Raw genomic sequence first — 24,460 nt, 5'->3', positions numbered from 1 at the left:
TGTGCCCTTCTTCAGAAAACCTAAATGGCAATGGCGTTCAAATGATCAACTTCTTTTCAGCCCGCGCACTCTCATTAGGCGCCGTTTTTTACCTGTCAGCCACGGGCGCTAGTGCAGCCACCCTTACGCTCAACACAAATGAGCTGCCTTCCGACATCGAGGCCAAATACGGAGGGGCCATTCAGGCACAGAGGTTGACCGGAAAATACGCCAATTGCACGCTGCTTTACGAAGGCGGTGTAGAACGCGGAGACCTGCAAAAATTCCATGCCCTTTATGGCTATGATGGCGAAAACTACCACAATGGCCTGCCTGATGGCGCCACGCTTTGCCTCAGCAGCCCAGGTGGCAACCTCTATGAATCCCTGGTCATCGTAGACTTCCTGCGCGAGGTCTTCGCCGACTTGCAGACCTATGTGGCAGATGGCGACATGTGCGCCTCTGCCTGCTCCAACCTGTTTCTCTCTGGCGCACACACCTTTGAAGGGGAGAGCTATGAGACCATTGCCATGCGCGCCATCGCGCCTACGGCCCTCCTCGGCGTTCATGCCCCACGCATCGTTTTGCCAAATGACGGCGAGACCTACGACGCAGAAGAAGTCGCTGCCGTTTATGACGAAGCAATCCGCGACTCTTCCCACTTGTTTGCCTTTGCGCAGAAAGTCGACGACGAGAGCACACCTTATCTGACGCCTTATCTCTATGCGCGGAGCATCGAAACACCGCCACATGACATGTATTTTGTCGACACTGTGGGGGACGCAATCTTTGCAAACGTGCCGGTTACGGGCGTTTCCTACGATGTGGACCTAAACCCAGACCTGATCGACACCATATGTGACAATGTCTTCCTGCTCGATGACGGGTCTTTCAGCTGGGCCTTTGCGCCAACCTGGAAGCCTCATCCCTTGGCCTCCATTTCGGAAATCTATTCGGAATTTGTGCAAATTCTCGAGCTTGAGGCCCACGAATACCAATCAGAAGACGGCCCATTTTATACGTCCTCACTCAATATCGAGCAAAAAAATGGCGCCATCTACGGCTACCGACGCGGGTACCGCACCGGAGGTGCTTATTGGGCCGAAGATTGCCTCGTTCGCCTGCCCTCGTCAGCGCAAATTGGTGCACAGGCCAACTTTGGCTCAGCGCGCATCGCATGGGACGCGCGAGACAGCCATCCAATCGAAGTGCGTATTGGCACGCAACACCCGCGCAGCGACTACGCCGAGCCAGAAGCACCTCATGTCAACTCCCCTTACGACTATTGGAATATATTGATTCAGAACGATGAAAACCAACTGCACACCTACCCAGCACTGATGCTGTTTGCATTGGGCCGCCCCCTCAGTGATTTGCCCCGGATCACGGGCTTGAACACCGAAACGGAGGAAGCAGCCGCGACCAACGATACTGAATCTGACACGCTGACCTGTGATGACCTCTGGTTTATGAGAAATCGGATTTTCCACAATAACGGCTACTGCTTTGGCTCTCAGCGCGGCATCTCCACCTTTGGCAACGACGGATGTTTCACCAAGTCTCCCAGTCTTTCCGAAACTGACGCGACCATCATGAACGCCATCAAACAAACTGAAAAGGACCTCGGCTGCTAGGTCTCAACCCATCATCCTTCCGAAGGGGCACACAGCCCCTTCAAAACGTCCATTTGATCAAACGCAAACACTTCTCAGCACCGTTCGGCTAAAACTGACCACATCTTGTAAACGCACCCGACTCGGAGACTGTGATGAAAACACCCGCCATCCTCCTGACCTTCGCACTCAGCACCGCCCCACATTTTGCTCTGGCAGAGGCAACATTGCTGGGTGCCGACACAGCCCATGCTGCGCTCAGCGGCGTGCATTACACCTGCGACTTGGGTGAAATGAAATTCGACATGATATTCAAGAATGTACCGGCCAATGCTAAAGCGTTCCCATACGAATTCAAAGCAGGGGAACGCACCTCCGAGGACGCCTACATCCTCACAGACACAGGCGAGATTCATTTACAAAGTGCAAAAGAAGCCCGCTTCCTGACGGTGGACAAGGGCATCCTTGGTATCGCCAAAACGCCTGATGGCCGTGCCGCCAGCTGCAAGGCAATGTAAACACCTTCGCAGGCAATCACATTCTTCAAATATCCAAAACAAAAGGGACGCCAAAGCGTCCCTTTTTCAAGTCAACATCCTGCAAGCCTTACAGCTTATAGATGTCCCTGAATTTGGCCTCCAAATAATCCAAAAGTGGCTCCCCGCTTGGCGCTTTTCCGGTGGCATGCACAATGGTGTCCGCCGGTTTGCGCAGCCCGCCATGCTTTTGCAGACTTTCGCGCAACCAGCCAGTCCCACCCGAGGTATCGCCCTGCGCCAACTGCCCATCCAGGTTTGGCACCGCCGACCGCATCGCTTCGTTCAAGCAACCCGCATAGACATTGCCCAGCGAGTAAGTTGGGAAGTAGCCAAACAGCCCCACCGACCAGTGCACATCCTGCAATACCCCGTTGGAGGGCTTGTCCACCGCATAGCCAAAGTCAGCCTTAAACCGGTCATTCCACGCTGCTTCCAGATCGCCCACTGCCAGATCTCCCAGCATCAGAGCCCGCTCCAGATCAAAACGCAGCATTATGTGCAGATTGTACTGCACCTCATCAGCCTCGGTGCGGATATAGCCATCGTTCACCCGGTTCACAGTGCCATAAAACGCTTCAGCCGAGTCGATGCCAAAGTCGCCGAATTCCGCTTTCATCTGCTCATAGAGCCAGCTTGTGTAGGCCCGTCCGCGGCCCATCTGGTTCTCATAGATCCGGCTCTGGCTTTCGTGCACGCCCATCGACACGCCGCGCCCAAGCGGCGTCAAAAGATACGCATCATCAATGCCTTGCTCATAAGCGGCGTGGCCAACTTCGTGGATCGTGGAATAGAAGCAGTTGAACGGATCACTTTCGCTGGTGCGTGTGGTTATGCGCACATCTTTGCCAGAGCCAGAGCAGAACGGATGGGTCACACAATCAATGCGCCCATGGTCAAAATCGTAACCAAAGCTTGCCGCCAGCTTGGCCGTCAGCGCCATCTGTTTGTCCGACGCAAAGTGGCCAGACAGCTTCTGCGGTGCCTCCGCAGCCAAAACGGCCGCCCGCAACGCCACCAGTCGTGGTCGCATCGCGTCAAACATTGCTGCGATTTCCTCGGCGGTCATCTCCGGCTCATAGTCATCAACCATGGCGTCATACACATCGCCGCCAGCCGCCAGCGCCTGACCTTCTTGACGCTTCAGGTTCACCACCTCTTCCAGAGTTGGCAAAAACCCGGCCACATCTTCATCCGAGCGCGCCTGCGCCCAGATACCCTGCGCTTGACTGGTCACCTTGGCAATTTCTGCTGCCAGATCGGCTGGCACCCTGGAGGTCCGCTCATAAGATTTGCGGATGTGACGCACCTGAGCGCGGCCCACCTCATCAAGCTGCGCCTCATCAATCGCGGCCAGCCAGTCGCCCACCTTGGGATCAATCCGGCGCGCGTGCAGCACACTTTCCATCGCGGCCATCTCTTCGGCCCGCTGCGGCGCGGCACCAACCGGCATAATTGCCTCCTGGTCCCAGCCCAAACGGCCTGCCACTTCGCCCAACGCCTGTGTGGTATGGGTAAACCCCATCAACTGCTCATATGCAGACATTCTTGTTTTCCTTCTCTCAGGATGCGTCACGCACCGAGGTTGCAATCGGATAATGGCTCAGGAACCGCGCCCGCAGGATCAAAACCCAGACCACAACAGCAATGGCTTGGTGCGTAATCGCAATATGCACCTGTGCCGCGTAGAGCACTGTCGCGATGCCAACGGCAATCTGCACCGCAATTGCAGCAAACGCAGCATTAAATGCAAACCGTGTGTGCCCATGCGCAGAACCTTGCCCACGCCGCCACACCACGATGGCAAAAATCAGCAAGAGATAGCCCCAAATGCGGTGGGTAAACTGCACAAACCCCGGATTCTCAAAGAAGTTCCGCCAGATTGGCTCCATATAAAGCGCATCCGCCGGGAACAGGTTTCCACCCATCATCGGCCAATCGGTAAAGCTGCGCCCCGCATCAATTCCAGCCACCAACGCGCCCAAAAGAATTTGCACCCCGGTCATATGCAACAGCCCGGTGGACATGCCAAACAGCTTGGCTTCTTTGCCGCGCCGCGCCTGCATCAAGTCCCGTTCACTGCGACCTAGCAACAGAATGTACCATGTGATGAAGCCCAGGATCACAAAGGCCAGCCCAAGATGAGTGGCCAAACGGTAGCTCGCCACCGTGGTCACGCCTTCGCCCGAAGTCACGCCGCTCGCAACCATCCACCAGCCAACAGCGCCTTGTAGCCCGCCAAGCGCACCAATCAGGACCAACCGTCCCGTCCAACCGGTTGGAATTTGCCGCGCAAGGGCAAATCCTGCAAAACCAAGCGCCCAGACCAGGCCAATCACCCGGCCCAGCTGGCGATGCCCCCATTCCCACCAATAGATGGATTTGAAGTCCGCCAGCGTCATCCAGTTGTTGTCGATCGCCCATTGGTCAATCTGCTTGTATTTGTCGAACTCACTTTGCCAATCCGCCGCACTCATTGGCGGGATTGCTCCGGTCACCGGACGCCATTCCGTGATCGACAAGCCACTGTCGGTCAGGCGGGTCAGCCCCCCAACGGCAATCATCACAAACACCAAGGCAAACAGGATCATCAACCAGATGCGAATGCCCCGCCGCGCGCCTTTGGCACCGCTGTCAATCACACCCACCGCTTTGGGGGCCTCTTTAAGGCCGGTGTCGCCGACCTCTTCAAAAATGCTGCGCTTCTGGCTCATCGCTGTCTCCAAATCTTGGCGCGAGCCTAGTGGGACCAAGCGCCAGCTTCAACCACTCTCAGAACGGAATTGAACATTAGTTCAGGCGGTCCAAATGCCTCGCCAAATCAGTCTTTTTCTTTCCAGCGCACCATCTGACGCATCACACCATGCAACATCTGAACATCCGCCCGTGTCAGGCGCATCCGGCTCCACATATTGCGCAGATTGACCTTCATGTTTTCAGCTTTTTCCGTTGGGAAAAAGAAGTTGGCCTCTTCAAGCCGCTCTTCGTAATGGCGCCCCAGCGCATCAATATCCGCATTGCTGGCCCAGTCGGTTTTGGCCATATCCACCCGCTCGTGCACAATCTCAGCACTGGCCCGACGCCACTCATAGGCTGTCAGCAACACACATTGTGCCAGATTGAGCGACGCATACTCCGGGTTCACCGGTACATTGATGATCGCATTGGCCCGCGCAATGTCTTCGTTCTCAAGCCCTGCCCGCTCCGGCCCAAACAACACCGCCACCTTCTCGCCCCGCGCAATCATCTCGGCGGCCTGTTTCATCGCTGTCTCCGGCGTCACCACCGGTTTGGTCAGCCCCCGCGCCCGCGCCGTGGTGGCAAACACATAGTGACAATCTTCCAGCGCCTGCTCGGTGGTTTCGGTGAGCAATGCGCCATCCAGCACCCGCCCTGCACCCGAGGCCATGGCGACCGCGCGCTCATTGGGCCAACCGTCGCGCGGATCAACAATGCGCATTTTGTCCAAGCCAAAGTTCAGCATCGCCCGCGCCGCGCCACCGATGTTTTCGCCCATCTGCGGGCGCACAAGAACAAAAGCAGGCTGCGGCGTGGCACTGGTCATGACGGTCTCCAGACTGTCCAAAGTAAAAATCCGCCCGCTGATACCCCTGCGCCCCCAACAAAACAAGCTGTTCAGCATTCACTTTCTACAAATATCCGCGCCGCAGGCCTAAACTCGTTTTGACAACAGAGAGGAATCACCATGGCTTATGACGAAGGACACGCCACTTTGATGCGTGAAGACTTGCAAGACATCGACGGCATCTCTGAAAAGAAGATGTTTGGCGGGCTGTGTTTCCTGCATCACGGCAACATGGTCTGCGGCGTACACAAAGGCGGCGGCATGGCCCGTGTTGGCAAATCCCGCGAAGCCGAAGCCCTGCAAATAGACGGTGTCGACCCGCTCTCATTCACCGGCCGAAAGATGGGCGGCATGGTGGATCTCTCCGAAGATCTGCTGGGCGATGATGGCCTGCGTGCAAAAGTGATCGCGCTGGCTTTAACCAACGCACAAAGTCTTCCGCCCAAATAGCCAACTCCTGATAGCCAAGCAGTAAAATCCGCGCTATAGCGACGCGATCCAAAAACTCGCACAAAGACCACCTGGAGCCCGAGCATGTCCGACACAGAGTTGCCGCAGATCTACCTGATCACCCCGCCGGAAATCGAGCTCTCCCGCTTCCCGGATCAACTGGCCGCCGTGCTGGATGCCGCCGACATTGCCTGTGTGCGCCTGGCTCTGGCCACCAAAGACGAAGACCGGCTGTCACGCGCGGCAGACGCGCTGCGCGAAGTGGCCCATGCCCGCGACGTCGCCATTGTGATCAACGAACATGTGCAACTGTCCGAACGCTTGGGCCTCGACGGGGTGCACCTGACTGATGCGGCACGTTCGGTGGCCAAAACCCGCAAAGAACTTGGCCAAGACGCTATTGTCGGTACGTTTTGTAGCGCCTCCTCACACGAAGGCATGTCCGCCGGAGAAAGTGGCGCAGACTACGTAGCCTTTGGGCCCGTTGGCAGCACCAATCTGGGCGATGGTACCCTTGCAGAAAAAGACCTGTTTGAGTGGTGGTCCACCATGATTGAGGTGCCCGTTGTGGCCGAAGGCGCGTTGGATACAAGCATTATTGCAAAACTCTCCCCCTTCACCGACTTCTTTGGCATCGGCGAAGAAATCTGGCGCAGCGACGATCCCGTGGCCAAGCTCAAAGAGCTGCACAGCGCCTTCACCGCGTGATTTAGGAGCGCCCATGACCGCCGCACAAACTCCTGAACAGCCTGACATTCTCTGCATCGGTTCCGTCCTCTGGGACATCATAGGCCGCGCGCCAAGCCACATGCGTCAAGGCTCTGACGTGCCCGGCCGCATCTCCCGCCTGCCCGGCGGCGTGGCTTGGAACATCGCTATGACCTTGGCCCGCTTTGGTGTGCGTCCCGCCACACTCACCGCCATCGGCCAGGATGTCGAAGGCGACGAACTGATGACAGCCTGCACTGAAATGGGCGCGATCATGGACTACGTCTATCGATCTGCAGACTTGCCAACCGACACCTATATGGCGGTTGAGGGTAAAAACGGGCTGATCGCGGCCATTGCAGACGCACACAGCCTCGAAGCGGCTGGGGACAAAATCTTGACCCCGCTCGAAGACGGCACCCTGGGCAGCGAAGCTGCACCCTACTCCGGCCTCATCGCATTGGATGGCAATCTAACACAGCGCCTACTTGATCAGATCGCCCGCAGTCCCCTGTTTTCATCCGCCGACTTACGCGTCGCCCCGGCGTCACCGGGCAAAGCGGAACGGCTGATGCCCTTCCTGATGCATTCCCGGGCCGTGCTCTATGTGAACCTCGAGGAAGCAGGTTACCTCTGCAAAACCGAATTCACATCCTCTAAAGAGGCCGCAGCTGCCCTTCTGGAGCGCGGCGCTGCTCGCGCCTTGGTGACCGATGGCGGCAACGATGCGTCTGACGGCACCGCTGACGGGGTGATCACCCAACACCCCCCTGCCGTTCTGGTGACCCGTGTCACCGGCGCAGGCGACACTTTTATGGCCGCGCACATCGTGGCTGAATCTCAAAACTGCTCTCGTGAAGATGCGCTCAACCGCGCATTGACGGCAGCCGCAAAATACGTTTCCGGAGAACACGCTACATGAGCCTCATTTCCCTTGATCTGGTCCTTTCCCCCGAAGTTGAGGACGCCAAGAAAAACGGCACGCCCATCGTGGCGCTGGAAAGCACCATCATCACCCATGGCATGCCGTATCCACAAAACCTCCAGGTTGCGAAACAGGTCGAAGCCGACATTCGTGCAAAGGGTGCCGTGCCTGCCACAATGGCTGTGCTCAACGGCACGCTGCATGCTGGTCTGACCGAAGCGCAGCTCGAAGAGCTGGCCCAGGCCAAAAACGTCGCCAAAGTCTCCCGCGCAGACATGCCGGTGATCATGGCCCAAGGCCGCACCGGCGCCACCACTGTGGCTGCCACCATGATTGCGGCTAATCTGGCTGGCATCGACGTCTTTGCCACCGGCGGCATCGGCGGCGTGCACAAAGGCGCAGAAGACAGCTTTGACATCTCCGCCGACCTCACGGAACTGGCCCACACCCCGGTGACCGTAGTCGCGGCAGGTGCCAAAGCCATCCTGGATGTGCCAAAAACCCTCGAAGTCTTGGAAACCAACGGCGTACCTGTGATTACCTACGGCCAGGACAGTTTCCCGGCTTTCTGGTCCGCCACCTCTGACCTGGCGTCACCTTTGCGTATGGACAACGCCGCTGACATCGCTGCCGCCCACAAAACCCGCGGCGCCATGGCCTTACCTGGCGGTCAGCTGGTGGCCAACCCGATCCCGACAGCGGATGAAATTCCAGCCTCCGAACTGGCCCCGGTGATTGCCCAAGCCACACAAGAAGCTGCAGACAAAGGCGTGAGCGGCAAAGACGTCACACCCTTCCTGCTGGCGCGCATCTTTGAGCTCACAGACGGCAAATCGCTGGTCGCCAACATTGCCCTGGTACGCAACAACGCCCGCCTCGCGGCCGACATTGCCGCCGCGCTGAAGGCCTAGGCTCAAGTTTTGCGCAAATAACTGGCTGCCACGGCGTTGTGACACGTCGTGACAGCTTCCAAATGTCGCTCTCTTGCAATCGTCATTGCAGCGCCCCCCACAAATGCCTAACTAAACACTAGGCTTACCCTAGGACCCCTCATGACGACACCCTTTGACGAAAACGACGCCCCGCACAAATCCGGCTTCTTTGCCCGGCTGCGGTCCAGCTTTCTGACGGGTATTGTGGTCATTCTGCCCATTGCCATGACCATTTGGCTGGTCTGGACCTTTGTGGGTTGGGTGGACGGATTTGTCCTGCCGCTGATCCCTTCGACAATCCAGCCAGAGAAATACATCGGCATCAACCTGCGCGGCGTTGGGATGATCATCTTCTTGATCTTCACCATCCTGGTGGGCTGGATCGCCAAAGGCCTGATGGGCCGGTCTCTTTTGCGAATAGCCGAGAACCTAGTGTCCCGCATGCCGGTGGTACGCTCGATCTACTCCGGTGTGAAACAAATCGCCGAAACCGTCTTTGCCCAAACCGAGCGCAGCTTTGAAAAAGCCTGCCTGATCGAATACCCCCGCCGTGGCATCTGGGCGATTGGTTTTATCTCAACCACTGCCAAGGGCGAAGTTGCTGGGTCCGCCCCCACCACCAGCCCGCTTGTCGGTGTGTTTGTGCCAACAACACCCAACCCGACCTCCGGCTTCCTGCTGTTTTTTCCAACGGATGACATCATCGAATTGGAAATGTCTGTTGAGGACGCCGCCAAATTGGTGATTTCCGCAGGTCTGGTTTACCCAAACCCAAAAGATCCATCCCAGCCACCGGAAGAGTAACCGGTAAGCGCTCGCTTCAGTTAAGGGCCTCTACAGTTCCATAGAACACAGCCCACGCTCTCTCCTGTTGAGGAAGCATGTTGTTTGCACCTGACACCAAATCTTCGGGTAAGGCCCAATTCAAATTCAAGGGCAGTGCCGCAGAACAAAGCTTTTTGGAGTTTTCGGCGCTAATAGGCGTGCCTAGCAAAACTGAGAGCGTCTCCACATTTTGAAGGGCTGCCAGATGGGAAGGTATCTCTGCGGCTTCCGCTTCTTCAGGGAAGGCGTCAATGAGGCGGTTAATCTGTACAAGATCGTTGGTCCTCTCCCCCCCACAGACCCACTTAACTGCGATGGGTGTCAGAACAAACTCAAACCCGAAAAATGGGTTCATGATCATTGTATCCTGCGCCCGCAACGGCTCGCCCATCGTCACGACGGCGCATAACGACGCCAGTACACTTGGAATCTTATCGTTCAGATACCTGCTCCAACTCATCCATACATCTCCGCCAAATCCACGGTTCCACGCGCGTTCAAATCGGCCTTATGCGCGCTCAAAAACCCTTTGGCCGCCGCCTGCCCGGCTTCTTTCAAATGAAGCAGAACCGAGGTCACAGGCCAGCTCTTGGTGGCCACCGACAAGCGGTTCATCAGCGCGTCATCCGCAATCATATGCACCTTCACCTCCCGCTTTTCTTCACGACTCAACGCACCTTGCGCGATCAGCTTTTGCACAAATGCAACGGCGCGCAGCTCGCTCAATAGCGATGCGTTAAAACTGATCTCATTGATCCGGTTGCTGATCTGCTGAGGTGTCACCGGCAGAGTGTCTCGTCTCAACGGGTTGATATTCACAATCACCACATCTTCTGGCAAATCCTGTCGGTACAGCGGCCAAAGCGACGGGTTGCCGGTGTAGCCGCCATCCCAATACGCTTCAGTCTTGCCTGTGGTCTGATCAAACACGGTCACCGCTTTGAACAGAGTTGGCAAACAGGCCGAAGCCAGCAACGCATCAGTGCTGATCTCGCGCCCTTCAAACACCCGCGCCTTGCCGGACCGCACGTTTGTGGCACAGACAAACAGCTTCGGCCCTTCCTCGGCACAGACCTGATCAAAACTGAACTGATCCACAATATCGCGCAGCGGATGCTCATACAGCGGCCCCATGGCGTAAGGCGAGGTCAGCCGCTGCATCATATCCGCCGCCATAAACGGCCAGCTATACTCCAGCGCGCGGCTCACCATGCCTGGCGGCACGGACGCAAACCAAGCATCCATTCCTGGCACCTGCGCCGCGCCCATCTGCTGCCAGAACCAGTCGAGATTGGCCCGCGCGCCCGCGCGCCCGCCTTGCAACAAACCGGCCTTCAATGCCGCGCCGTTCATCGCACCCGCAGAGGTGCCGGTGATCCCGGCAATCTCGATGTCTTCGTCCTGCAAAAGGACGTCCAAAACGCCCCAAGTGAAGGCCCCATGCGCGCCGCCACCCTGCAATGCCAGATTGATACGCTTCATGAGGCCACCTCCTTTTACAATGCGGTCCAGCCGCCATCCACGCTGATGGTGGTGCCGGTGATCTGCGCCGCCGCATCAGACGCCAAAAAGCACACCGTGCCGCCCAGCTGCTCTACCGTTGCAAACTCGCGGCTAGGTTGACGTTCCAACATCACCTTTTTGATCACCTCATCGCGACCCATGTTGTATTTCTCCATGGTGTCCGGGATCTGCGCCTCCACCAGCGGGGTCAAAACATACCCGGGGCAAATCGCATTACAGGTGATCGGCTCCTCAGCGGTTTCCAGGGCCACGGTCTTGGTCATGCCCACCACACCATGCTTAGCCGCAACATACGCCGACTTAAACGGTGACGCTGTCAGACCATGCGCACTGGCGATGTTGATCACCCGGCCCCAGCCCCGCTTGCGCATATGGGGCAGCGCCGCCGCTGTGGTGTGAAATGCCGAATTCATGTTAATCGCAATAATGGCTTCCCATTTCTCAATCGGGAACGCGTCAATCGGCGCCACGTGCTGAATGCCCGCATTGTTCACCAGCACATCACAGCCACCTGCATCCTCGATCAGCTGGCGACACTGGTCCCCCTTGGACATATCCGCCGCGATGTATCGCGCCTTTACGCCGAACTCTGCCGCAATCTCGGCTGCCAGCGCATGATCTTCGTCCCGGTTGGTAAAAGAATTCAGCACAACATCGGCTCCAGCCCGCGCCAATTCCCGCGCCACGCCCAGACCGATTCCCGAATTGCTGCCCGTCACAATTGCCGTCTTGCCCTGCATTGTCATCTGTCTTGTCCTCTCATCTCGGTTGCGCGCAGCATATCATGCTGCACCCGCAAAATAAGGGAAATTCACACGTACCGTAATCTTACGTAAGCCTGCCAAAAGGCCAAAAAAAACGCCCGCGCGAAGCGGGCGTAAAGTTATTGAGGCAGGTTTCATACAGGCAAGAAACCTATCGAGCAGTGACACCTTTATAAGCGTTACTGCGCCGGTCTCCAAGCTAAAAGTTTGATAAGCCACCAATACCCCGCTACTTTTTGGGTAAGCAAAAAACGAACCAACAGGATTGTTCAGGCAATGACACCAATACGTTTCCCCAAAGTCACCAGTGCGGCCGCTGTGCTTGCGCTATCACTTGTCGGCACCCAAACCATTGCGGACCCCCAGCATGGCATCGCTATGTATGGTGAGCCCGCTCTGCCACATGATTTTGTGTCTCTGCCCTACGCCAACCCCGATGCCCCCAAAGGCGGGCGTGTGGTTACCGGCAATGGCGGCAGCTTTGATTCCCTGAACCCATTTGTGCGCAAGGGCACGGTGCCGTGGCAGCTTCGCTTCTTTGGCTATGAGTCCCTCATGGGGCGCAACTGGGACGAGCCATTCGCCCTATACGGTCTTTTAGCCGAATCGATTGAGACACCAAAGGACCGTTCATGGGTGGAATTCACCCTTCGCGAAGAAGCCCGATTCTCTGATGGCAGCCCGGTGACCGTCGAAGACGTGATCTGGTCTTATGAAACCCTCGGCACAGTTGGCCATCCCCGCTACCGCGGCTTCTGGGGCAAAGTGGGCAGCATCGAAGCCACTGGCGACCGATCTGTGCGCATCACTTTCAACACCGAAGACCGCGAGTTGGCCCTGATCGCCGGCCTGCGCCCCATCCTGCAGAAGGCGCAGTTTGACGGCAAATCCTTTGAAGACATCACCCTTCAAGACGTCCCGCTTGGAACCGCGCCTTATGTGGTCTCCGACTTTGAAGCAGGTCGCTTTGTCACCCTATCGCGCGACGAAGACTACTGGGGCAAGGACCTGCCGTTTCGCAAAGGCACTCACAACTTTGACGAGATCAAAATCGACTTCTTCGGCGACGGCGATGTGATGTTTGAGGCTTTCAAAGCGGGGGAGATATCCTTCACTCGCGAATTCAACGCTGAAAAATGGGCCGCTAACTATGATTTCCCACTCGCTCAATCCGGCGACATTGTGAAATCGGAAATTCCTCACCAGAAACCTTCCGGCATCACGGGATTGGTGATGAACACCCGCAAGGCGCCACTGGATGACATCCGCGTGCGCGACGCGCTGATGCATGTCTTCAACTTCGAATTCATCAACGACACGATGACCGGCTCCCGCCAACCGCGCATCACGTCTTTTTTCTCCGGCTCCCTCCTCGGAATGGATGAAGGTCAAGCCCAAGGACGCGTCGCTGAGTTCTTGCAACCCTTTGCTGACGAGCTGCCACCAGAAGCACTCTCTGGCTACACCCTGCCCGCCTCTGACGGCTCCATCCGCAACCGCGCTAACTTGCGCAAAGCCATGGCTCTTATGGAAGACGCAGGCTACTCCGTGGTCGACGGCAAGCTGCAAAATGCAAATGGCGAGGTGCTCACACTCGAAATCTTGCTCAAGCAGGGCGATTCCGAGAACAAGGCAATTGTCGACATCTACTCCAAAGCCCTCGAAGGTCTTGGTGTGGAATTGACTGTGACACAGGTGGACGGCCCGCAATATGCCGAGCGCACTGCCGCGTTTGACTTCGACATCACCAACTACCGCCGCGCACTCTCTCTGTCCCCTGGCAACGAGCAAAACCTCTACTGGGGCTCTGAGGCGGCCGATCAAACCGGCTCGCGCAATTTGATGGGCGTGAAATCTCCGGCCATCGACGCCATGATCAACGAGATGCTGACCTCAACATCGCAAGACGACTTTGTCGCCGCAACGAAGGCGCTCGACCGCGTGCTGACTTCTGGCCGCTACGTGATTCCTGTGTGGAAATATGCCGTTGGTCGCATCGCCCACCAGAAAGAGCTGCACTACCCCAAAGACAACCTGCCGATCTATGGCGACGGGGTTGAATGGCTACCAAGTGTCTGGTGGCATCAAGACTAAACGCAACACAGGGCGCCTTCGGGCGCCCTGTTCGTTAACAGCTCACATTTGGCAAATGTGCACCTCCGCAAGACAGTCGCGTTACAGACGCTATACCGACGTCAGTTTCGCCGCTTGATTCGAAGCTTAATGCCATCCCGAGACCGCACTGTCAGATGGGCAATTGGCACCGGTACGTCACCCTCTGGTGTGATCTGGAAATGCTTCAATATCATCGACAACATCAGCACACCTTCGACCATGGCGAACCCCGCGCCGGTGCAAACACGACTGCCTGCGGAAAACGGAACATAGGCCTCTCGCATGCACTGTTTGCCGTTGTCCGTTTGCCACCGTGTTGGGTCAAACCCGTCCGGATTGTCCCACAGCCTTTCCTGTCGGTGCAAATGCCATGGGGAGATAACCACCTGAGATCCTTCGGCAATATCGCGATCCCGGAAGTGTTCTGGACAGGTTGTCTCCCGCACCATCATTGGCACCGGCGGATACAGGCGCAGCGCCTCGCGGAATACATCCCGGCATATCCTCATTTTGCTGACCGAGCCAAACTCCTCGGTTAAATCTGTTGCTTCCTCAGCGATTTTCTCCTGCCAATCCGAGAACAGAGCACACAAGTACAGCGCCCAGGCCAAGGCCGACGCGCTGGTTTCATGGCCAGCCAAGAAAAAGATCGCAACCTGGTCAACCATCTCATTGGTATCAAACGTTTTTCCATCCACCGGATCAACCGTTGTCATGATCTTGGTGGCCAAGTCATCCGGCGCAGTTCCCGCCTCAATCGCCGCCATCCGCTCCTCGGTGAGCTGCGTGATCAAACCGCGAATACTGGCTGCCGTTCGCTTGGTGTCTTTCCGGAAAAATCTTGGAAACCAACGAGGTAGAGGCAGAAATGCGCCCAAATTCACAATTGGTGCGCTGCGTTGATAGGTGCGAAATTCATCAAAAACCTTGCCTGCAACTTCATGCTCAATCGGGATCGAGAACAAAGTTCGAAAAATAACGTCCGCCGCCGCGTGGCTGGTTTCCTCTTCAATCTCAATAACTTGCCCAACGTGCGTCTCAAGCCGTGCCACCGCAGCCTGGCTTGCAGCCCACATCGCTGGAAACGTATCGCGCAGCCGTCCGCCCTCAAAAGCCGGATCAATAATCCGCCGCTGTCGCTTCCACGTCTCCCCATTGGTCAGAAACACAGACTCCCCCAACAGCGGTTTCAACCCTTCGCTAACCCGTTGAGATTTAGGGAAATCATCAGGCCGTTCTTTCAAAACAGTTTTTATGAGCGACGGTTGGTTGATCATGTAGGAGCGGAAAAACGGCGTGCGAAACTCCGCCATCCAAGCACGGTAAAGCTTGGCAGGCTGTGCCGACAAAAGGTCTTTGCGAAAGAGCTTAACATATTGCCGCAGCGTGACTTTCTCCGGCCGCGGTGTCGGTTTGGGAGGAATCATGAGGCCACCGAAGTGAATTTATTGATCGGCTTTTCGATACGAGAACCAGATGCCTTGCGCCCCTCATAGCGCTCCGCAAGTGTTTTTGGTCCCGCCGTGATGCGGAAATAATCGTAATCTCCCGGCCGGTCAAACGCGCAAAGGTATTGAAAATGCAGTCTAAAAAACCGCCACCGCAATTCCGCCCACCGCGCCTCAGATAGTGTCTGCGTGAAGGCTGCAGAGACTACCAGAGGCCACCGTTTTCCCTCCTCAGGCGCAACTCCAGACACAGACACCGGATCACACAGAGCAAATGCACAGCCATCCCCCGGCGCGGTCACATCCACCCAGGTCAACTCCTCTCGTTGGCACAGAAACGCCAGATCCGCGCGAAGCCGATCCGCCTTTGGCAAGAAACTCACCATCGGCACAACCTGCCCCAACGACAAAAAACCAAGAGTTGGACCCGTCCCCGATACGCGCCCGTCGCGGATCAAATCCGCCAAAACGGAGACTGCCAAATGCGCGCCACTGGAATGGCCGACTACGAGAACTTCGTCACACTCCGATTGCAGGGCCTCTGCAATCCGATCGGCAAACTCCGCCATCCGTGCCTCCAATGCGGGTGGATTGGCGCCTTTTGTTGAGGCTGAATAGGCATAGTCATGCATCAGGTAATAGGCAAAGAACTTGCCGTCATGCTTTTGAAACCATTGAAGAATTGGCAAAACGACAATCAATCCGAATACCGCTGTCCACTCTGGCAAAACCAATGACACCGCCTTGCCTATGCCCCAAGCCGCCAGCAGGGCCAACAACAACTGCACCAACAAAAACAGAACTGGATAAAGCGCGGCAATCACCGGGCCTTTGCGCAACTGCATCAACCGCCAAAGCGCTCCGGACCCAATATAGGTCCACGCAGTGCGCAGCAGTTGCCCATAGGTCGACACAATGCCCTGCTCCATGCTGTCACGCACAATGTCAGACCACACCAGCACCTCAACGTCGCACTGCGTCTCCTGCCCCTCGATTTGGCCTGTCACATGCCAGCCGTAAGGGCCACCTTTGGATGTTTTTGGAGACAGAGCCAGCTCATAGTCGGAAATCTCCGCCTGTGCCGCGCCCTCCTTGCGATACAGCTCCCGATAGCGCCGCGGATGAATCGGATCATAGCCGGGGACATAGAATACCCGCCGCTTCCTTACGTGCCTGTGATGGGGCTCTGCCATGGCCTGCCTCTCCTTTGCGGAAGAGTGTAACCATTCACTTTGGCAAAATTAAGCCTTATCCGAGGGTTGCAAGCGCTGGAAAGGTTTCTAGAAGCCAATAAGAGAAGGTTGAGAAAGCGCCCGTCACCAACATCACGCCCACAAACAACAACAAGCCGCCCATCACCTTCTCGATGGTGCCCATGTGGCGCTTGAGCTTGTTCATGACCCCCATTGCGCGATTGAGGAAAATTGCAGCCAACAGGAACGGAATGCCCAACCCTGCTGCGTAAACCCCCAAAAGGATGGTGCCACGTGCAATCGACGCTTCTCCTGCAGCGAGGGAAAGAATCGCCCCAAGCTGTGGCCCAATGCAAGGCGTCCAGCCAAAAGCAAACGCAAGCCCCAATACATAGGCGCCAAATGCAGACCCACCTGTTTCTCCTGTCTCTATCCGTGCTTCCCGGTCCAGAAACGGTATGCGGAACACATTCAGAAAATGCAGGCCAAAGACAATCACCACTCCGCCGGCAATTTTGCTGAAAAGCTCCTGATTTTGAAGGAAAAATGCGCCAAACACGGAGGCCGTGAACCCGAGGAACAAAAACACCGTCGACAGCCCCATCACAAAGAACAGAGCCGCCACAATCGCCTTGCGCCGCGCCTCTTGCTCTGTCGTGAGTTCCGACATGCTGACACCGCTCATATACGCCAAATACGGCGGTACAATCGGCAGCACACAGGGGCTGAGAAACGAGATCATACCCGCTGCAAGCGCCACAAACATCGCAGGCAAAAGTCCTGCGTCGATGATATCTATTCCAAACATGCCCCACCCTTAGAGCAACTCATATGGAAGGTCACGTGTACAGGTGGTCACATCCCTGTGGACAGGCTGAAACATCACGCCTATGTCCGCATTATGGATTTAGAAATTGATGCAATCGGCTTGCTGTGCCCCCTGCCCGTCTTGCGCCTGCGCAAACGTATGGAACCCTTAAACTCTGGCTCAAAGGTACGCTTGTTGGTGGATGACCCCGCTGCAATTGTGGATGTTCCGCATTTTTGCAATGAAGCCGGTCACAAGTTCGTTGGCATGAAAGAAACAGAGGGATGTCTCGAGTTTATCGTTCAGAAAGGCTGACGGTCTAACGGTGGTCAAAATTCCACCGAAGCGGCAAGCCCTTGAAAGTCTTTATCTATCCAACTGAAGGGTTATGGCGGAGAGACAGGGATTCGAACCCTGGAGACGGTCTCCCGCCTACACACTTTCCAGGCGTGCGCCTTCGACCACTCGGCCACCTCTCCGCAACAGAGCGTTGGCCTGTCGACCGTCTCTCTGTGGAGCGGTGTTTAGCTTCAACTACTAGGGGGATGCAAGAGGCAATTTGCGGATATTTTTGGTTTTCCCAACAAAAAAGAGCCGTGCAATCGCGCGGCTCTTATCAGCTTGATGTAGAGGTGCTTCAGACAGCTCTTACGGCCTGTTCTTGATCCCGGTTTGACAGCTCTTCAGCCACCAAGAAAGCAAGTTCAAGCGACTGGCTCGCATTCAAACGCGGGTCACAGGCTGTATGGTAGCGCGCAGACAGATCCTCTTCGGTCACTGCACGCACGCCACCGGTACATTCAGTCACGTCTTGGCCGGTCATCTCAAAGTGTACCCCACCAGGAATGGTACCTTCGGCTTTGTGTACGCCAAAGAACTCGCGTACTTCGCGCAAGACACTGTCAAACGGACGGGTTTTGTACCCAGTGGCCGACTTGATGGTGTTGCCGTGCATCGGGTCACAGGTCCAAAGCACATTGGCACCCTCTTCCTGAACCGCTTTCACCAGGCGCGGCAGGTGGTCGCCCACGCTGCCCGCACCAAAGCGTGCAATCAGTGTCAGGCGGCCTGCTTCGTTCTCTGGATTCAGTTTTTCCATCAAGATTTTAAGATCTTCTGCGGTGGTGGTCGGACCACATTTCAAGCCAACCGGGTTTTGCACACCACGGGCGAACTCAACATGTGCGCCGTCAGGTTGACGGGTGCGGTCGCCAATCCAAATCATGTGACCGGAACCGGCCAGCCACTTGCCGGATGTCGAATCCAAACGGGTAAGCGCCTCTTCATACTCAAGCAGTAGAGATTCGTGACTCGTATAGAAGTCGACTGTCTGCAGGGAGTGCAGACGATCAGACGTGACTCCAGCCGCTTTCATGAAATCCAGAGTATCGCTGATACGGTTGGCCATATCACGATACTTCGTTGCGTTTTCACCTTCAGTGAAGCCAAGTGTCCAAGAGTGCACTTGATGGACATCCGCATAGCCACCTGTCGAGAAAGCGCGCAATAGGTTCAAGGTCGCTGCGGCCTGTGTATAGGCCTGCAACATCTTGTTTGGATTGGGAATTCGCGACTCTGGCGTAAAATCCAATTCGTTGATAATGTCGCCACGGTAGCTTGGCAACTCAACACCATCAACGGACTCCGTAGGGGCCGAACGCGGCTTTGCGAATTGACCTGCCATACGGCCAACTTTCACCACAGGCACTTTGGCGCCATAAGTCAGCACCATTGCCATCTGTAACATCACTTTGAAGGTGTCTCGGATGCCGTCCGCACTGAATTGCTCAAAGCTCTCGGCACAATCCCCACCTTGCAACAAAAAGGCCTCGCCGCGAGAAGCGGCACCAAGCTGAGCTTTGAGGCGGCGCGCTTCGCCGGCAAAGACCAATGGCGGATAACTTGCGAGTTTGGCTTCCACAGCCTTCAGCTCAGCATCATCCAGATAATCAGGCATCTGAACCCGGGGCTTTGTGCGCCAGTCAGATTTGTGCCAGTCAGCCATTGTCTTTACTCCAATTAGACAAGTTAATGAGGCCTTATACAAAAGCTCTTGTCCCGGCGCCATAGATGAAATATCCGGCCTTGACGCGTTTGGTAAATGTTTCGTTTAATCGGTCAACTTGCCACACTTTGCTGTGCGCACCCCCTCATGGAAAAGGAAACGATGTCAATGACTTCGGCACTCGCTCCTGGTCAAAACGACGCGAAATCGCGGCGCTTTGTATTTGTGCTTTTGGACAAGTTTACCCTGCTGTCCTTTGCATCTGCTATTGATTGCCTGCGTCTGGCTAATCGTCATATGGGCGGAGATCATTATTCCTGGATATTGGTTGGTGAGGGCGGCGACACTATAAGCTGTTCAACAAACACAACTTTTAAGCTTGACGACGATCTAACCGAACTCCGAAGAGACGACACCATCGTGCTGTGCGGTGGCACTAGCATTCAGCAGGCCACAACCAAAAAACTACTCAATTGGCTGCGCCGTGAGGCACGTAAAGGTCCGCCGATCATCGGGCTCTGTACCGCTTCCTTTTGTATGGCCAAAGCCGGATTATTGGATGGAAAACGCGCTACGATCCATTGGGAGAATCAGGATAGTTTTGCCGAAGAATTCGATGAGGTGGAGCTGTCAAAGTCAGTTTTCACCATCGACACCAACCGCATGACCACAGCGGGCGGCACGTCTTCCATTGACCTATTTTTAAAATTGATCGCCCAAGATTTGGGTGAGGACGTCGCCAATTGGGTTGCGGACCAACAAATCTACAGCTCCATCCGCACTGACCAAGACACACAGCGTCTCTCAGTGCCAACACGAATTGGGGTGCGCCATCCAAAGCTGTCGATGGTCATCCAAATGATGGAAGCCAATATCGAAGAGCCGATAAGTCCGTCTTTACTTGCAAAGGACGTTGGCATGTCGACCCGTCAATTGGAACGGCTGTTCCGCCGCTATTTGAACCGATCACCCAAGCGCTACTATATGGAATTGCGCCTTCAAAAGGCTCGAAACCTATTGATGCAAACGGATATGAGCGTGATCAACGTTGCGCTGGCGTGCGGGTTTGCGTCCCCCAGTCACTTCTCCAAATGCTACCGTGCGCACTACGAAACCACGCCTTATCGCGAACGTGGCAGCCAGAGTTCCCGCCTCTCTATCTGATTTAGAAGCGGGAAATGAATTTGGAAAACGTGGTGCTGTGCTCAACATGGATGACCTGCTGTTGCGCCCCTTGAGTATGCATCACGAGGTAAAGGTAAAGGTAATCTCCACCCTCTGTCCAATAGGCCAACATTTCCTGACGGAACCCGCTTTTCAAAGCTTCGGACTGCACCGTTGCCGACCCAATAAACGGATCTGGAAACGCATCTGACAGCGCCGAGTTGTACTCTTGTTTTTCGGCATCACTCAATATGACATCAGGTTGGATCATATCCAAAGCCTCGCCGATCTCCATGTTCATAACCATTTCATTGAACAGCGCCAAAGCCTGATTGAACTGAGTACGCATATTGGTCTGCGCGACAAGCACAGTAGACGTCGCTACCACTACAGCAGTTGAAAGAAGTAGGTTTTTTATCATCTGATTTCCGTAGTCAGTTGGAACACAATAGGTTTTCCGAAACCTAGCCGCCTGGAGCCATACGGTAAAGAGTGCCTTTGTCTTCTGATAAGAACCAAATCCTGCCAAACGGCCCTTCCCGCACATCTCTCACTCGCTTTGTGCTCATACCTTGCAGTTTCTCTCGCTCCTTTAATGGCGTACCTGACAAGCGACTGATGTAGTCAAACTTCAGGCTTCCCACAAAGAAATGTCCTTTCCATTGAGGCCAGAGTTTGCCGGAGTAGACCATCAAGCCGGACGGTGCGATGGATGGATCCCAATAGAAGTTCGGCTGTTGCAAACCAGCTTTTGAAGTGCCTTCACCAATCTTAAGGCCTGAGTAATGGGTTCCAAAGGAAATCACGGGCCAACCGTAATTGGCGCCTTTACGAATGAGGTTAAGCTCATCACCTCCCTTTGCTCCATGCTCAACAGCCCATAAACGCCCTGACAAATCCAGCGCCAGACCTTGAGGATTGCGATGCCCAAAGCTCCATATTTCCTTTTGGGCCCCTTTTGTTTCCAGAAACGGGTTGTTCGACAAGATAGCCCCCTCGGGCGATATCCGTACAATAGTGCCTTCATGGCGCGCGAGATTTTGGGCTTCTGGCCGGTCTCCTCGCTCTCCAATCGTCACAAATAGAGACCCATCTTTCGCGTGAACAATGCGGCTGCCAAAATGGCGCCCGCCAGAGCTTCCAGCGGTCATCTCAAATATCTTTCTTTGATTTGTCAGAGTCTTCCTGTCCTCTGACAAGCGCGCTCGCATCACCGCAGTGCCCGAACCGCCCGTTTGCTTGGTGACATAAGAAAAAAATACGTTTCGTGACTGTACAAAGTCGTTGGCCACTATGACGTCCAGTAAACCGCCTTGCCCCTTAACATGAATCGCTGGAAGGCCTTTGACAATGGACCTCTTACCGCTAGCGTTAACATGAAGAAGCTTCCCCCGTTTCTCGGTGATCAATAACTCGCCACCAGGTAGAAATGCGAAAGCCCAGGGCCCTTTTAATCGCTCAACAACAGCTGAAATGTGAACCTTACCTTGGGAGGTTTCAAGTTCAGATGGCACTCCGATCGACGGACAGGAAACAAGTAAAGACAAAGCAATAGCCCAAATTCTGCAACGCATAGCGCCCCCTATAGGAGATGGAAATATCTTGCACTCATCCTCACATATCCCGCTCCAAAATGATGGTCAAAAATCAGTCATCGACCTCTTTTCTTTTGAAATCTCCCCGCATAGGCTCACCCTCGGAACAACAAAAAAACCAATAGGGAGTTTCCAAATGAAAAAGTTGCTTTTGGCATCCGCCGCGGGCGCACTGCTGGCTGGCGCCGCATCCGCAGAAGAAATCAAGCTGGGCGTGATCCTCGGCTTCACCGGTCCAATTGAATCTCTGACACCATCCATGGCTGACGGTGCTGAGCTGGCTATGAAAGAAGTCTCTGACAGCGGCAAGCTGCTTGGCGGTTCAACTGTTGCTTCGGTTCGTGCAGACTCCACTTGTGTTGACGCTGCGGCGGCTTCTGCAGCGGCAGAGCGTTTGATCACGTCCGAAGGCGTGAAGGGCATCATGGGCGCAGATTGTTCTGGTGTGACTGGCGCAATTCTGAACAACGTCGCCGTTGCCAACGGAGTTGTGATGGTGTCCCCGTCCGCAACATCTCCGGGCCTGAGCCACGCAAACAACGAAGACAATGGCCTGTTCTTCCGTACCGCACCATCTGATGCCCGCCAAGGTGTTGTGATGACCGAAGTGCTGATGGAAGAAGGCATCAAAGAAGTTGCGGTGACCTACACCAACAACGACTACGGCAAAGGTCTGGCAGACAGCTTCCAAGCAGCATTCGAAGCGGCCGGTGGCTCTGTTACCATCAACGCAGCACACGAAGACGGCAAGGCTGACTACTCCGCTGAAGTTGGCGCGCTAGCCTCTGCCGGCGGCGATCGTCTGGTTGTTGCGGGCTACGTTGACCAAGGTGGTTCCGGCATCGTGCGTGCGGCAATCGACTCCGGCGCGTTTGACACTTTCCACTTCCCGGATGGCATGATCTCCAACAAACTGCAGGAAAACTTCGGTGATGAAATCGAAGGTTCCACCGGTCAGCACCCTGGTACTGATAGCCCAGGCGCAGCGAAGTTCTCTGAGTTGGTTGGTGACTCCTTTGACGCAACCTCGCCGTTCACTCCAGAAAGCTATGATGCCGCGGCACTGATCCTTCTGGCAATGCAGGCGGCTGGCTCCAGCGATCCGGCAGCTTACAAAGAGAAAATCATGGATGTGGCCAACGCGCCTGGTGAACAAATCTTCCCTGGCGAGCTGGGCAAAGCGCTCGATATCCTCGCCGGTGGCGGTGAGATCGACTACGTGGGCGCAACAGCAGTTGAACTGATTGGTTCAGGTGAGTCGGCCGGTAACTACCGCCAGATCGTTATCGACGGTGGCAAGATCGCAACGGCTAAGTACCGCTAATCACTTGTTGATTTGAGATCCAAAACAGCCCGGCTTGTCCGGGCTGTTTTTCAATATATAAGGCGCGGCACGAACTGCGCATGGGGGAAATGCTATGATCGTCGTAGAAGACGTTCACAAACATTTTGGGGGGTTTCGCGCTGTAGACGGGGCGAACCTAAAAATTGAACCGGGATCAATCACCGGACTTATCGGGCCAAACGGCGCCGGAAAAACAACTCTTTTCAATGTGATCGCCGGGGTTTTACAACCAACCTCCGGGCGCGTGACCATGGATGGTGAGGAGATCACTGGCTTGCCACCACACGAGCTCTTTCACAAAGGGCTGTTGCGGACGTTTCAGATTGCACATGAGTTCAGCTCGATGAGCTGTCGTGAGAACCTGATGATGGTGCCTGGTGCACAATCTGGTGAGACTCTTTGGAACACCTGGTTTGGTCGCAAACGGATTGCGAACGAAGAGCGAGCGTTGCGGGCAAAAGCCGACGAAGTGCTTGAATTCCTTACCATTGAGCACCTTGCCGACCACAAGGCGGGGCAAGTCTCTGGGGGTCAAAAGAAACTTCTGGAACTTGGTCGGACCATGATGGTGGATGCCAAAATTGTGTTCCTGGATGAGGTGGGCGCGGGTGTGAACCGCACGCTGCTGAACACCATTGGTGATGCGATTATCCGTCTGAACAAAGAGCGAAATTACACCTTTGTGGTGATCGAACACGACATGGATTTCATTGGTCGCCTATGCGACCCGGTGATCTGCATGGCCGAAGGAAAAGTGCTCGCAGAAGGCACTTTGGATGAGATCAAAGCCAACGAACAGGTGATCGAGGCCTACCTCGGCACCGGGCTCAAAAACAAGGAACAGCTGAACGCTTAAGGGTCATGTTTGCACGTCGGTATTGCGTCTGTATCGCGACTGTTTTGCGGAGGTGCAAAAATGACCCAAAATGAGCGGATTCAGGGGGA

General features: G+C 55.5%; 24 protein-coding genes and 1 tRNA gene. 12 read left to right on the top strand and 13 right to left on the bottom strand.

The annotated features are described in order from the left end of the window. Positions 1-41 precede the first annotated feature (41 nt). Together QOL67_RS17980 and QOL67_RS17975 are read left to right on the top strand one after the other, a co-directional pair. Positions 42-1,613, top strand: coding sequence for a YARHG domain-containing protein (locus QOL67_RS17980; protein ID WP_283427370.1), 1,572 nt, complete (start codon positions 42-44; stop codon positions 1,611-1,613). 134 nt (positions 1,614-1,747) lie between these two features. After that, a complete protein-coding gene (locus tag QOL67_RS17975; protein WP_283427369.1) occupies positions 1,748-2,110 on the top strand; it encodes a hypothetical protein in 363 nt (120 codons plus the stop codon). An 88-nt stretch (positions 2,111-2,198) separates the two neighbouring features. Here the strand turns inward: QOL67_RS17975 and QOL67_RS17970 are convergent, their stop codons facing one another. From QOL67_RS17970 to QOL67_RS17960, 3 genes are all read right to left on the bottom strand, one after another. After that, positions 2,199-3,674, bottom strand: coding sequence for a carboxypeptidase M32 (locus QOL67_RS17970; protein ID WP_283427368.1), 1,476 nt, complete (start codon positions 3,672-3,674; stop codon positions 2,199-2,201). Positions 3,675-3,690: 16 nt separating this feature from the next. After that, positions 3,691-4,842 (bottom strand): heme A synthase, encoded by a 1,152-nt coding sequence (ctaA, locus tag QOL67_RS17965; protein WP_283427367.1) that lies wholly within the window; start codon positions 4,840-4,842, stop codon positions 3,691-3,693. A 107-nt stretch (positions 4,843-4,949) separates the two neighbouring features. Further along, positions 4,950-5,693, bottom strand: a complete 744-nt coding sequence (locus QOL67_RS17960) for an RNA methyltransferase (RefSeq protein WP_283427366.1) — start codon at positions 5,691-5,693, stop codon at positions 4,950-4,952. A gap of 141 nt (positions 5,694-5,834) precedes the next feature. Between QOL67_RS17960 and QOL67_RS17955 the strand changes: the two genes are divergently transcribed. From QOL67_RS17955 to QOL67_RS17935, 5 genes are all read left to right on the top strand, one after another. Continuing rightward, a complete protein-coding gene (locus QOL67_RS17955) occupies positions 5,835-6,164 on the top strand; it encodes a TfoX/Sxy family protein (RefSeq protein WP_283427365.1) in 330 nt (109 codons plus the stop codon). Between the two features lie 84 nt (positions 6,165-6,248). Continuing rightward, positions 6,249-6,872, top strand: coding sequence for a thiamine phosphate synthase (locus QOL67_RS17950; protein ID WP_283427364.1), 624 nt, complete (start codon positions 6,249-6,251; stop codon positions 6,870-6,872). Positions 6,873-6,885: 13 nt separating this feature from the next. Continuing rightward, positions 6,886-7,794: a PfkB family carbohydrate kinase gene (locus tag QOL67_RS17945; protein WP_283427363.1), complete on the top strand. Its 909-nt coding sequence runs from the start codon at positions 6,886-6,888 to the stop codon at positions 7,792-7,794. Beyond that, positions 7,791-8,708, top strand: coding sequence for a pseudouridine-5'-phosphate glycosidase (locus QOL67_RS17940; protein WP_283427362.1), 918 nt, complete (start codon positions 7,791-7,793; stop codon positions 8,706-8,708). The genes QOL67_RS17945 and QOL67_RS17940 overlap by 4 nt, the downstream gene beginning before the upstream one ends. 141 nt (positions 8,709-8,849) lie before the next feature. Next, positions 8,850-9,533, top strand: coding sequence for a DUF502 domain-containing protein (locus QOL67_RS17935; RefSeq protein WP_283427361.1), 684 nt, complete (start codon positions 8,850-8,852; stop codon positions 9,531-9,533). A gap of 16 nt (positions 9,534-9,549) precedes the next feature. Here the strand turns inward: QOL67_RS17935 and QOL67_RS17930 are convergent, their stop codons facing one another. From QOL67_RS17930 to QOL67_RS17920, 3 genes are read right to left on the bottom strand one after another with little or no spacing between them, the layout of a single operon-like run. Next, positions 9,550-10,014, bottom strand: coding sequence for a hypothetical protein (locus QOL67_RS17930; RefSeq protein ID WP_283427360.1), 465 nt, complete (start codon positions 10,012-10,014; stop codon positions 9,550-9,552). Continuing rightward, positions 10,011-11,036 carry a patatin-like phospholipase family protein gene (locus QOL67_RS17925; RefSeq protein WP_283427359.1) on the bottom strand — a complete coding sequence of 342 codons (1,026 nt, stop codon included), beginning with the start codon at positions 11,034-11,036 and terminating at the stop codon, positions 10,011-10,013. Before QOL67_RS17925 ends, QOL67_RS17930 begins: the two co-directional genes overlap by 4 nt. A gap of 14 nt (positions 11,037-11,050) precedes the next feature. Next, complete coding sequence (locus tag QOL67_RS17920; RefSeq protein WP_283427358.1) at positions 11,051-11,824, bottom strand: 3-hydroxybutyrate dehydrogenase; 774 nt, start codon at positions 11,822-11,824, stop codon at positions 11,051-11,053. A gap of 294 nt (positions 11,825-12,118) precedes the next feature. On the opposite strand from QOL67_RS17920, the gene QOL67_RS17915 reads away from it, so the two are divergent. Then, positions 12,119-13,936, top strand: coding sequence for an extracellular solute-binding protein (locus tag QOL67_RS17915; RefSeq protein ID WP_430458968.1), 1,818 nt, complete (start codon positions 12,119-12,121; stop codon positions 13,934-13,936). Positions 13,937-14,037: 101 nt separating this feature from the next. Here the strand turns inward: QOL67_RS17915 and QOL67_RS17910 are convergent, their stop codons facing one another. From QOL67_RS17910 to QOL67_RS17900, 3 genes are read right to left on the bottom strand one after another with little or no spacing between them, the layout of a single operon-like run. Beyond that, a complete protein-coding gene (locus tag QOL67_RS17910) occupies positions 14,038-15,384 on the bottom strand; it encodes a cytochrome P450 (protein ID WP_283427357.1) in 1,347 nt (448 codons plus the stop codon). Continuing rightward, positions 15,381-16,598: a hypothetical protein gene (locus QOL67_RS17905; protein ID WP_283427356.1), complete on the bottom strand. Its 1,218-nt coding sequence runs from the start codon at positions 16,596-16,598 to the stop codon at positions 15,381-15,383. Before QOL67_RS17905 ends, QOL67_RS17910 begins: the two co-directional genes overlap by 4 nt. A 55-nt stretch (positions 16,599-16,653) precedes the next feature. Continuing rightward, positions 16,654-17,406, bottom strand: a complete 753-nt coding sequence (locus tag QOL67_RS17900; RefSeq protein WP_283427355.1) for a cytochrome c biogenesis CcdA family protein — start codon at positions 17,404-17,406, stop codon at positions 16,654-16,656. A gap of 93 nt (positions 17,407-17,499) precedes the next feature. Between QOL67_RS17900 and QOL67_RS17895 the strand changes: the two genes are divergently transcribed. After that, positions 17,500-17,721 (top strand): sulfurtransferase TusA family protein, encoded by a 222-nt coding sequence (locus QOL67_RS17895; RefSeq protein WP_283427354.1) that lies wholly within the window; start codon positions 17,500-17,502, stop codon positions 17,719-17,721. 74 nt (positions 17,722-17,795) lie between these two features. Here QOL67_RS17895 and QOL67_RS17890 read toward each other — a convergent pair. Together QOL67_RS17890 and QOL67_RS17885 are read right to left on the bottom strand one after the other, a co-directional pair. Then, a tRNA-Ser gene (locus tag QOL67_RS17890) sits at positions 17,796-17,885 on the bottom strand. Between the two features lie 158 nt (positions 17,886-18,043). Beyond that, the gene (locus tag QOL67_RS17885) at positions 18,044-19,411 is read right to left on the bottom strand and encodes a class II 3-deoxy-7-phosphoheptulonate synthase (protein ID WP_283427353.1); all 1,368 of its coding nucleotides are present in this window, start codon (positions 19,409-19,411) and stop codon (positions 18,044-18,046) included. Between the two features lie 168 nt (positions 19,412-19,579). Between QOL67_RS17885 and QOL67_RS17880 the strand changes: the two genes are divergently transcribed. Then, complete coding sequence (locus QOL67_RS17880) at positions 19,580-20,575, top strand: GlxA family transcriptional regulator (RefSeq protein WP_283427352.1); 996 nt, start codon at positions 19,580-19,582, stop codon at positions 20,573-20,575. Position 20,576: 1 nt separating this feature from the next. Here the strand turns inward: QOL67_RS17880 and QOL67_RS17875 are convergent, their stop codons facing one another. Together QOL67_RS17875 and QOL67_RS17870 are read right to left on the bottom strand one after the other, a co-directional pair. Continuing rightward, positions 20,577-20,924, bottom strand: a complete 348-nt coding sequence (locus QOL67_RS17875; RefSeq protein ID WP_283427351.1) for a hypothetical protein — start codon at positions 20,922-20,924, stop codon at positions 20,577-20,579. Positions 20,925-21,039: 115 nt separating this feature from the next. Further along, positions 21,040-22,149, bottom strand: coding sequence for a PQQ-dependent sugar dehydrogenase (locus QOL67_RS17870; protein ID WP_283427350.1), 1,110 nt, complete (start codon positions 22,147-22,149; stop codon positions 21,040-21,042). A 157-nt stretch (positions 22,150-22,306) separates the two neighbouring features. Between QOL67_RS17870 and QOL67_RS17865 the strand changes: the two genes are divergently transcribed. Together QOL67_RS17865 and QOL67_RS17860 are read left to right on the top strand one after the other, a co-directional pair. Next, positions 22,307-23,494, top strand: coding sequence for an ABC transporter substrate-binding protein (locus QOL67_RS17865; RefSeq protein WP_283427349.1), 1,188 nt, complete (start codon positions 22,307-22,309; stop codon positions 23,492-23,494). A 94-nt stretch (positions 23,495-23,588) separates the two neighbouring features. After that, the gene (locus QOL67_RS17860) at positions 23,589-24,371 is read left to right on the top strand and encodes an ABC transporter ATP-binding protein (RefSeq protein ID WP_283427348.1); all 783 of its coding nucleotides are present in this window, start codon (positions 23,589-23,591) and stop codon (positions 24,369-24,371) included. Positions 24,372-24,460 lie beyond the last annotated feature (89 nt).

The organism is Shimia sagamensis, assembly GCF_900182745.1.
Taxonomy (GTDB): Bacteria; Pseudomonadota; Alphaproteobacteria; order Rhodobacterales; family Rhodobacteraceae; genus Shimia; species Shimia sagamensis.
Note: the sequence above shows the minus strand (reverse complement) of the source record. Positions and strands in the feature narration are given on the sequence as shown.

Bases quoted from the DNA above. Each gene is read 5' to 3' on its own strand.
- QOL67_RS17945 (WP_283427363.1), top strand. From the start codon at position 6,886: ATGACCGCCGCACAAACTCCTGAACAGCCTGACATTCTCTGCATCGGT.
- QOL67_RS17940 (WP_283427362.1), top strand. From the start codon at position 7,791: ATGAGCCTCATTTCCCTTGATCTGGTCCTTTCCCCCGAAGTTGAGGAC.
- QOL67_RS17960 (WP_283427366.1), bottom strand. From the start codon at position 5,693: ATGACCAGTGCCACGCCGCAGCCTGCTTTTGTTCTTGTGCGCCCGCAG.
- QOL67_RS17885 (WP_283427353.1), bottom strand. From the start codon at position 19,411: ATGGCTGACTGGCACAAATCTGACTGGCGCACAAAGCCCCGGGTTCAG.
- QOL67_RS17920 (WP_283427358.1), bottom strand. From the start codon at position 11,824: ATGACAATGCAGGGCAAGACGGCAATTGTGACGGGCAGCAATTCGGGA.
- QOL67_RS17895 (WP_283427354.1), top strand. From the start codon at position 17,500: ATGGATTTAGAAATTGATGCAATCGGCTTGCTGTGCCCCCTGCCCGTC.
- QOL67_RS17930 (WP_283427360.1), bottom strand. From the start codon at position 10,014: ATGAGTTGGAGCAGGTATCTGAACGATAAGATTCCAAGTGTACTGGCG.
- QOL67_RS17875 (WP_283427351.1), bottom strand. From the start codon at position 20,924: ATGCGTACTCAGTTCAATCAGGCTTTGGCGCTGTTCAATGAAATGGTT.
- QOL67_RS17860 (WP_283427348.1), top strand. From the start codon at position 23,589: ATGATCGTCGTAGAAGACGTTCACAAACATTTTGGGGGGTTTCGCGCT.
- QOL67_RS17935 (WP_283427361.1), top strand. From the start codon at position 8,850: ATGACGACACCCTTTGACGAAAACGACGCCCCGCACAAATCCGGCTTC.
- QOL67_RS17925 (WP_283427359.1), bottom strand. From the start codon at position 11,036: ATGAAGCGTATCAATCTGGCATTGCAGGGTGGCGGCGCGCATGGGGCC.
- QOL67_RS17880 (WP_283427352.1), top strand. From the start codon at position 19,580: ATGACTTCGGCACTCGCTCCTGGTCAAAACGACGCGAAATCGCGGCGC.
- QOL67_RS17870 (WP_283427350.1), bottom strand. From the start codon at position 22,149: ATGCGTTGCAGAATTTGGGCTATTGCTTTGTCTTTACTTGTTTCCTGT.
- QOL67_RS17980 (WP_283427370.1), top strand. From the start codon at position 42: ATGATCAACTTCTTTTCAGCCCGCGCACTCTCATTAGGCGCCGTTTTT.
- QOL67_RS17970 (WP_283427368.1), bottom strand. From the start codon at position 3,674: ATGTCTGCATATGAGCAGTTGATGGGGTTTACCCATACCACACAGGCG.
- QOL67_RS17900 (WP_283427355.1), bottom strand. From the start codon at position 17,406: ATGTTTGGAATAGATATCATCGACGCAGGACTTTTGCCTGCGATGTTT.
- ctaA (WP_283427367.1), bottom strand. From the start codon at position 4,842: ATGAGCCAGAAGCGCAGCATTTTTGAAGAGGTCGGCGACACCGGCCTT.
- QOL67_RS17865 (WP_283427349.1), top strand. From the start codon at position 22,307: ATGAAAAAGTTGCTTTTGGCATCCGCCGCGGGCGCACTGCTGGCTGGC.
- QOL67_RS17910 (WP_283427357.1), bottom strand. From the start codon at position 15,384: ATGATTCCTCCCAAACCGACACCGCGGCCGGAGAAAGTCACGCTGCGG.
- QOL67_RS17975 (WP_283427369.1), top strand. From the start codon at position 1,748: ATGAAAACACCCGCCATCCTCCTGACCTTCGCACTCAGCACCGCCCCA.
- QOL67_RS17950 (WP_283427364.1), top strand. From the start codon at position 6,249: ATGTCCGACACAGAGTTGCCGCAGATCTACCTGATCACCCCGCCGGAA.
- QOL67_RS17905 (WP_283427356.1), bottom strand. From the start codon at position 16,598: ATGGCAGAGCCCCATCACAGGCACGTAAGGAAGCGGCGGGTATTCTAT.
- QOL67_RS17955 (WP_283427365.1), top strand. From the start codon at position 5,835: ATGGCTTATGACGAAGGACACGCCACTTTGATGCGTGAAGACTTGCAA.
- QOL67_RS17915 (WP_430458968.1), top strand. From the start codon at position 12,119: ATGACACCAATACGTTTCCCCAAAGTCACCAGTGCGGCCGCTGTGCTT.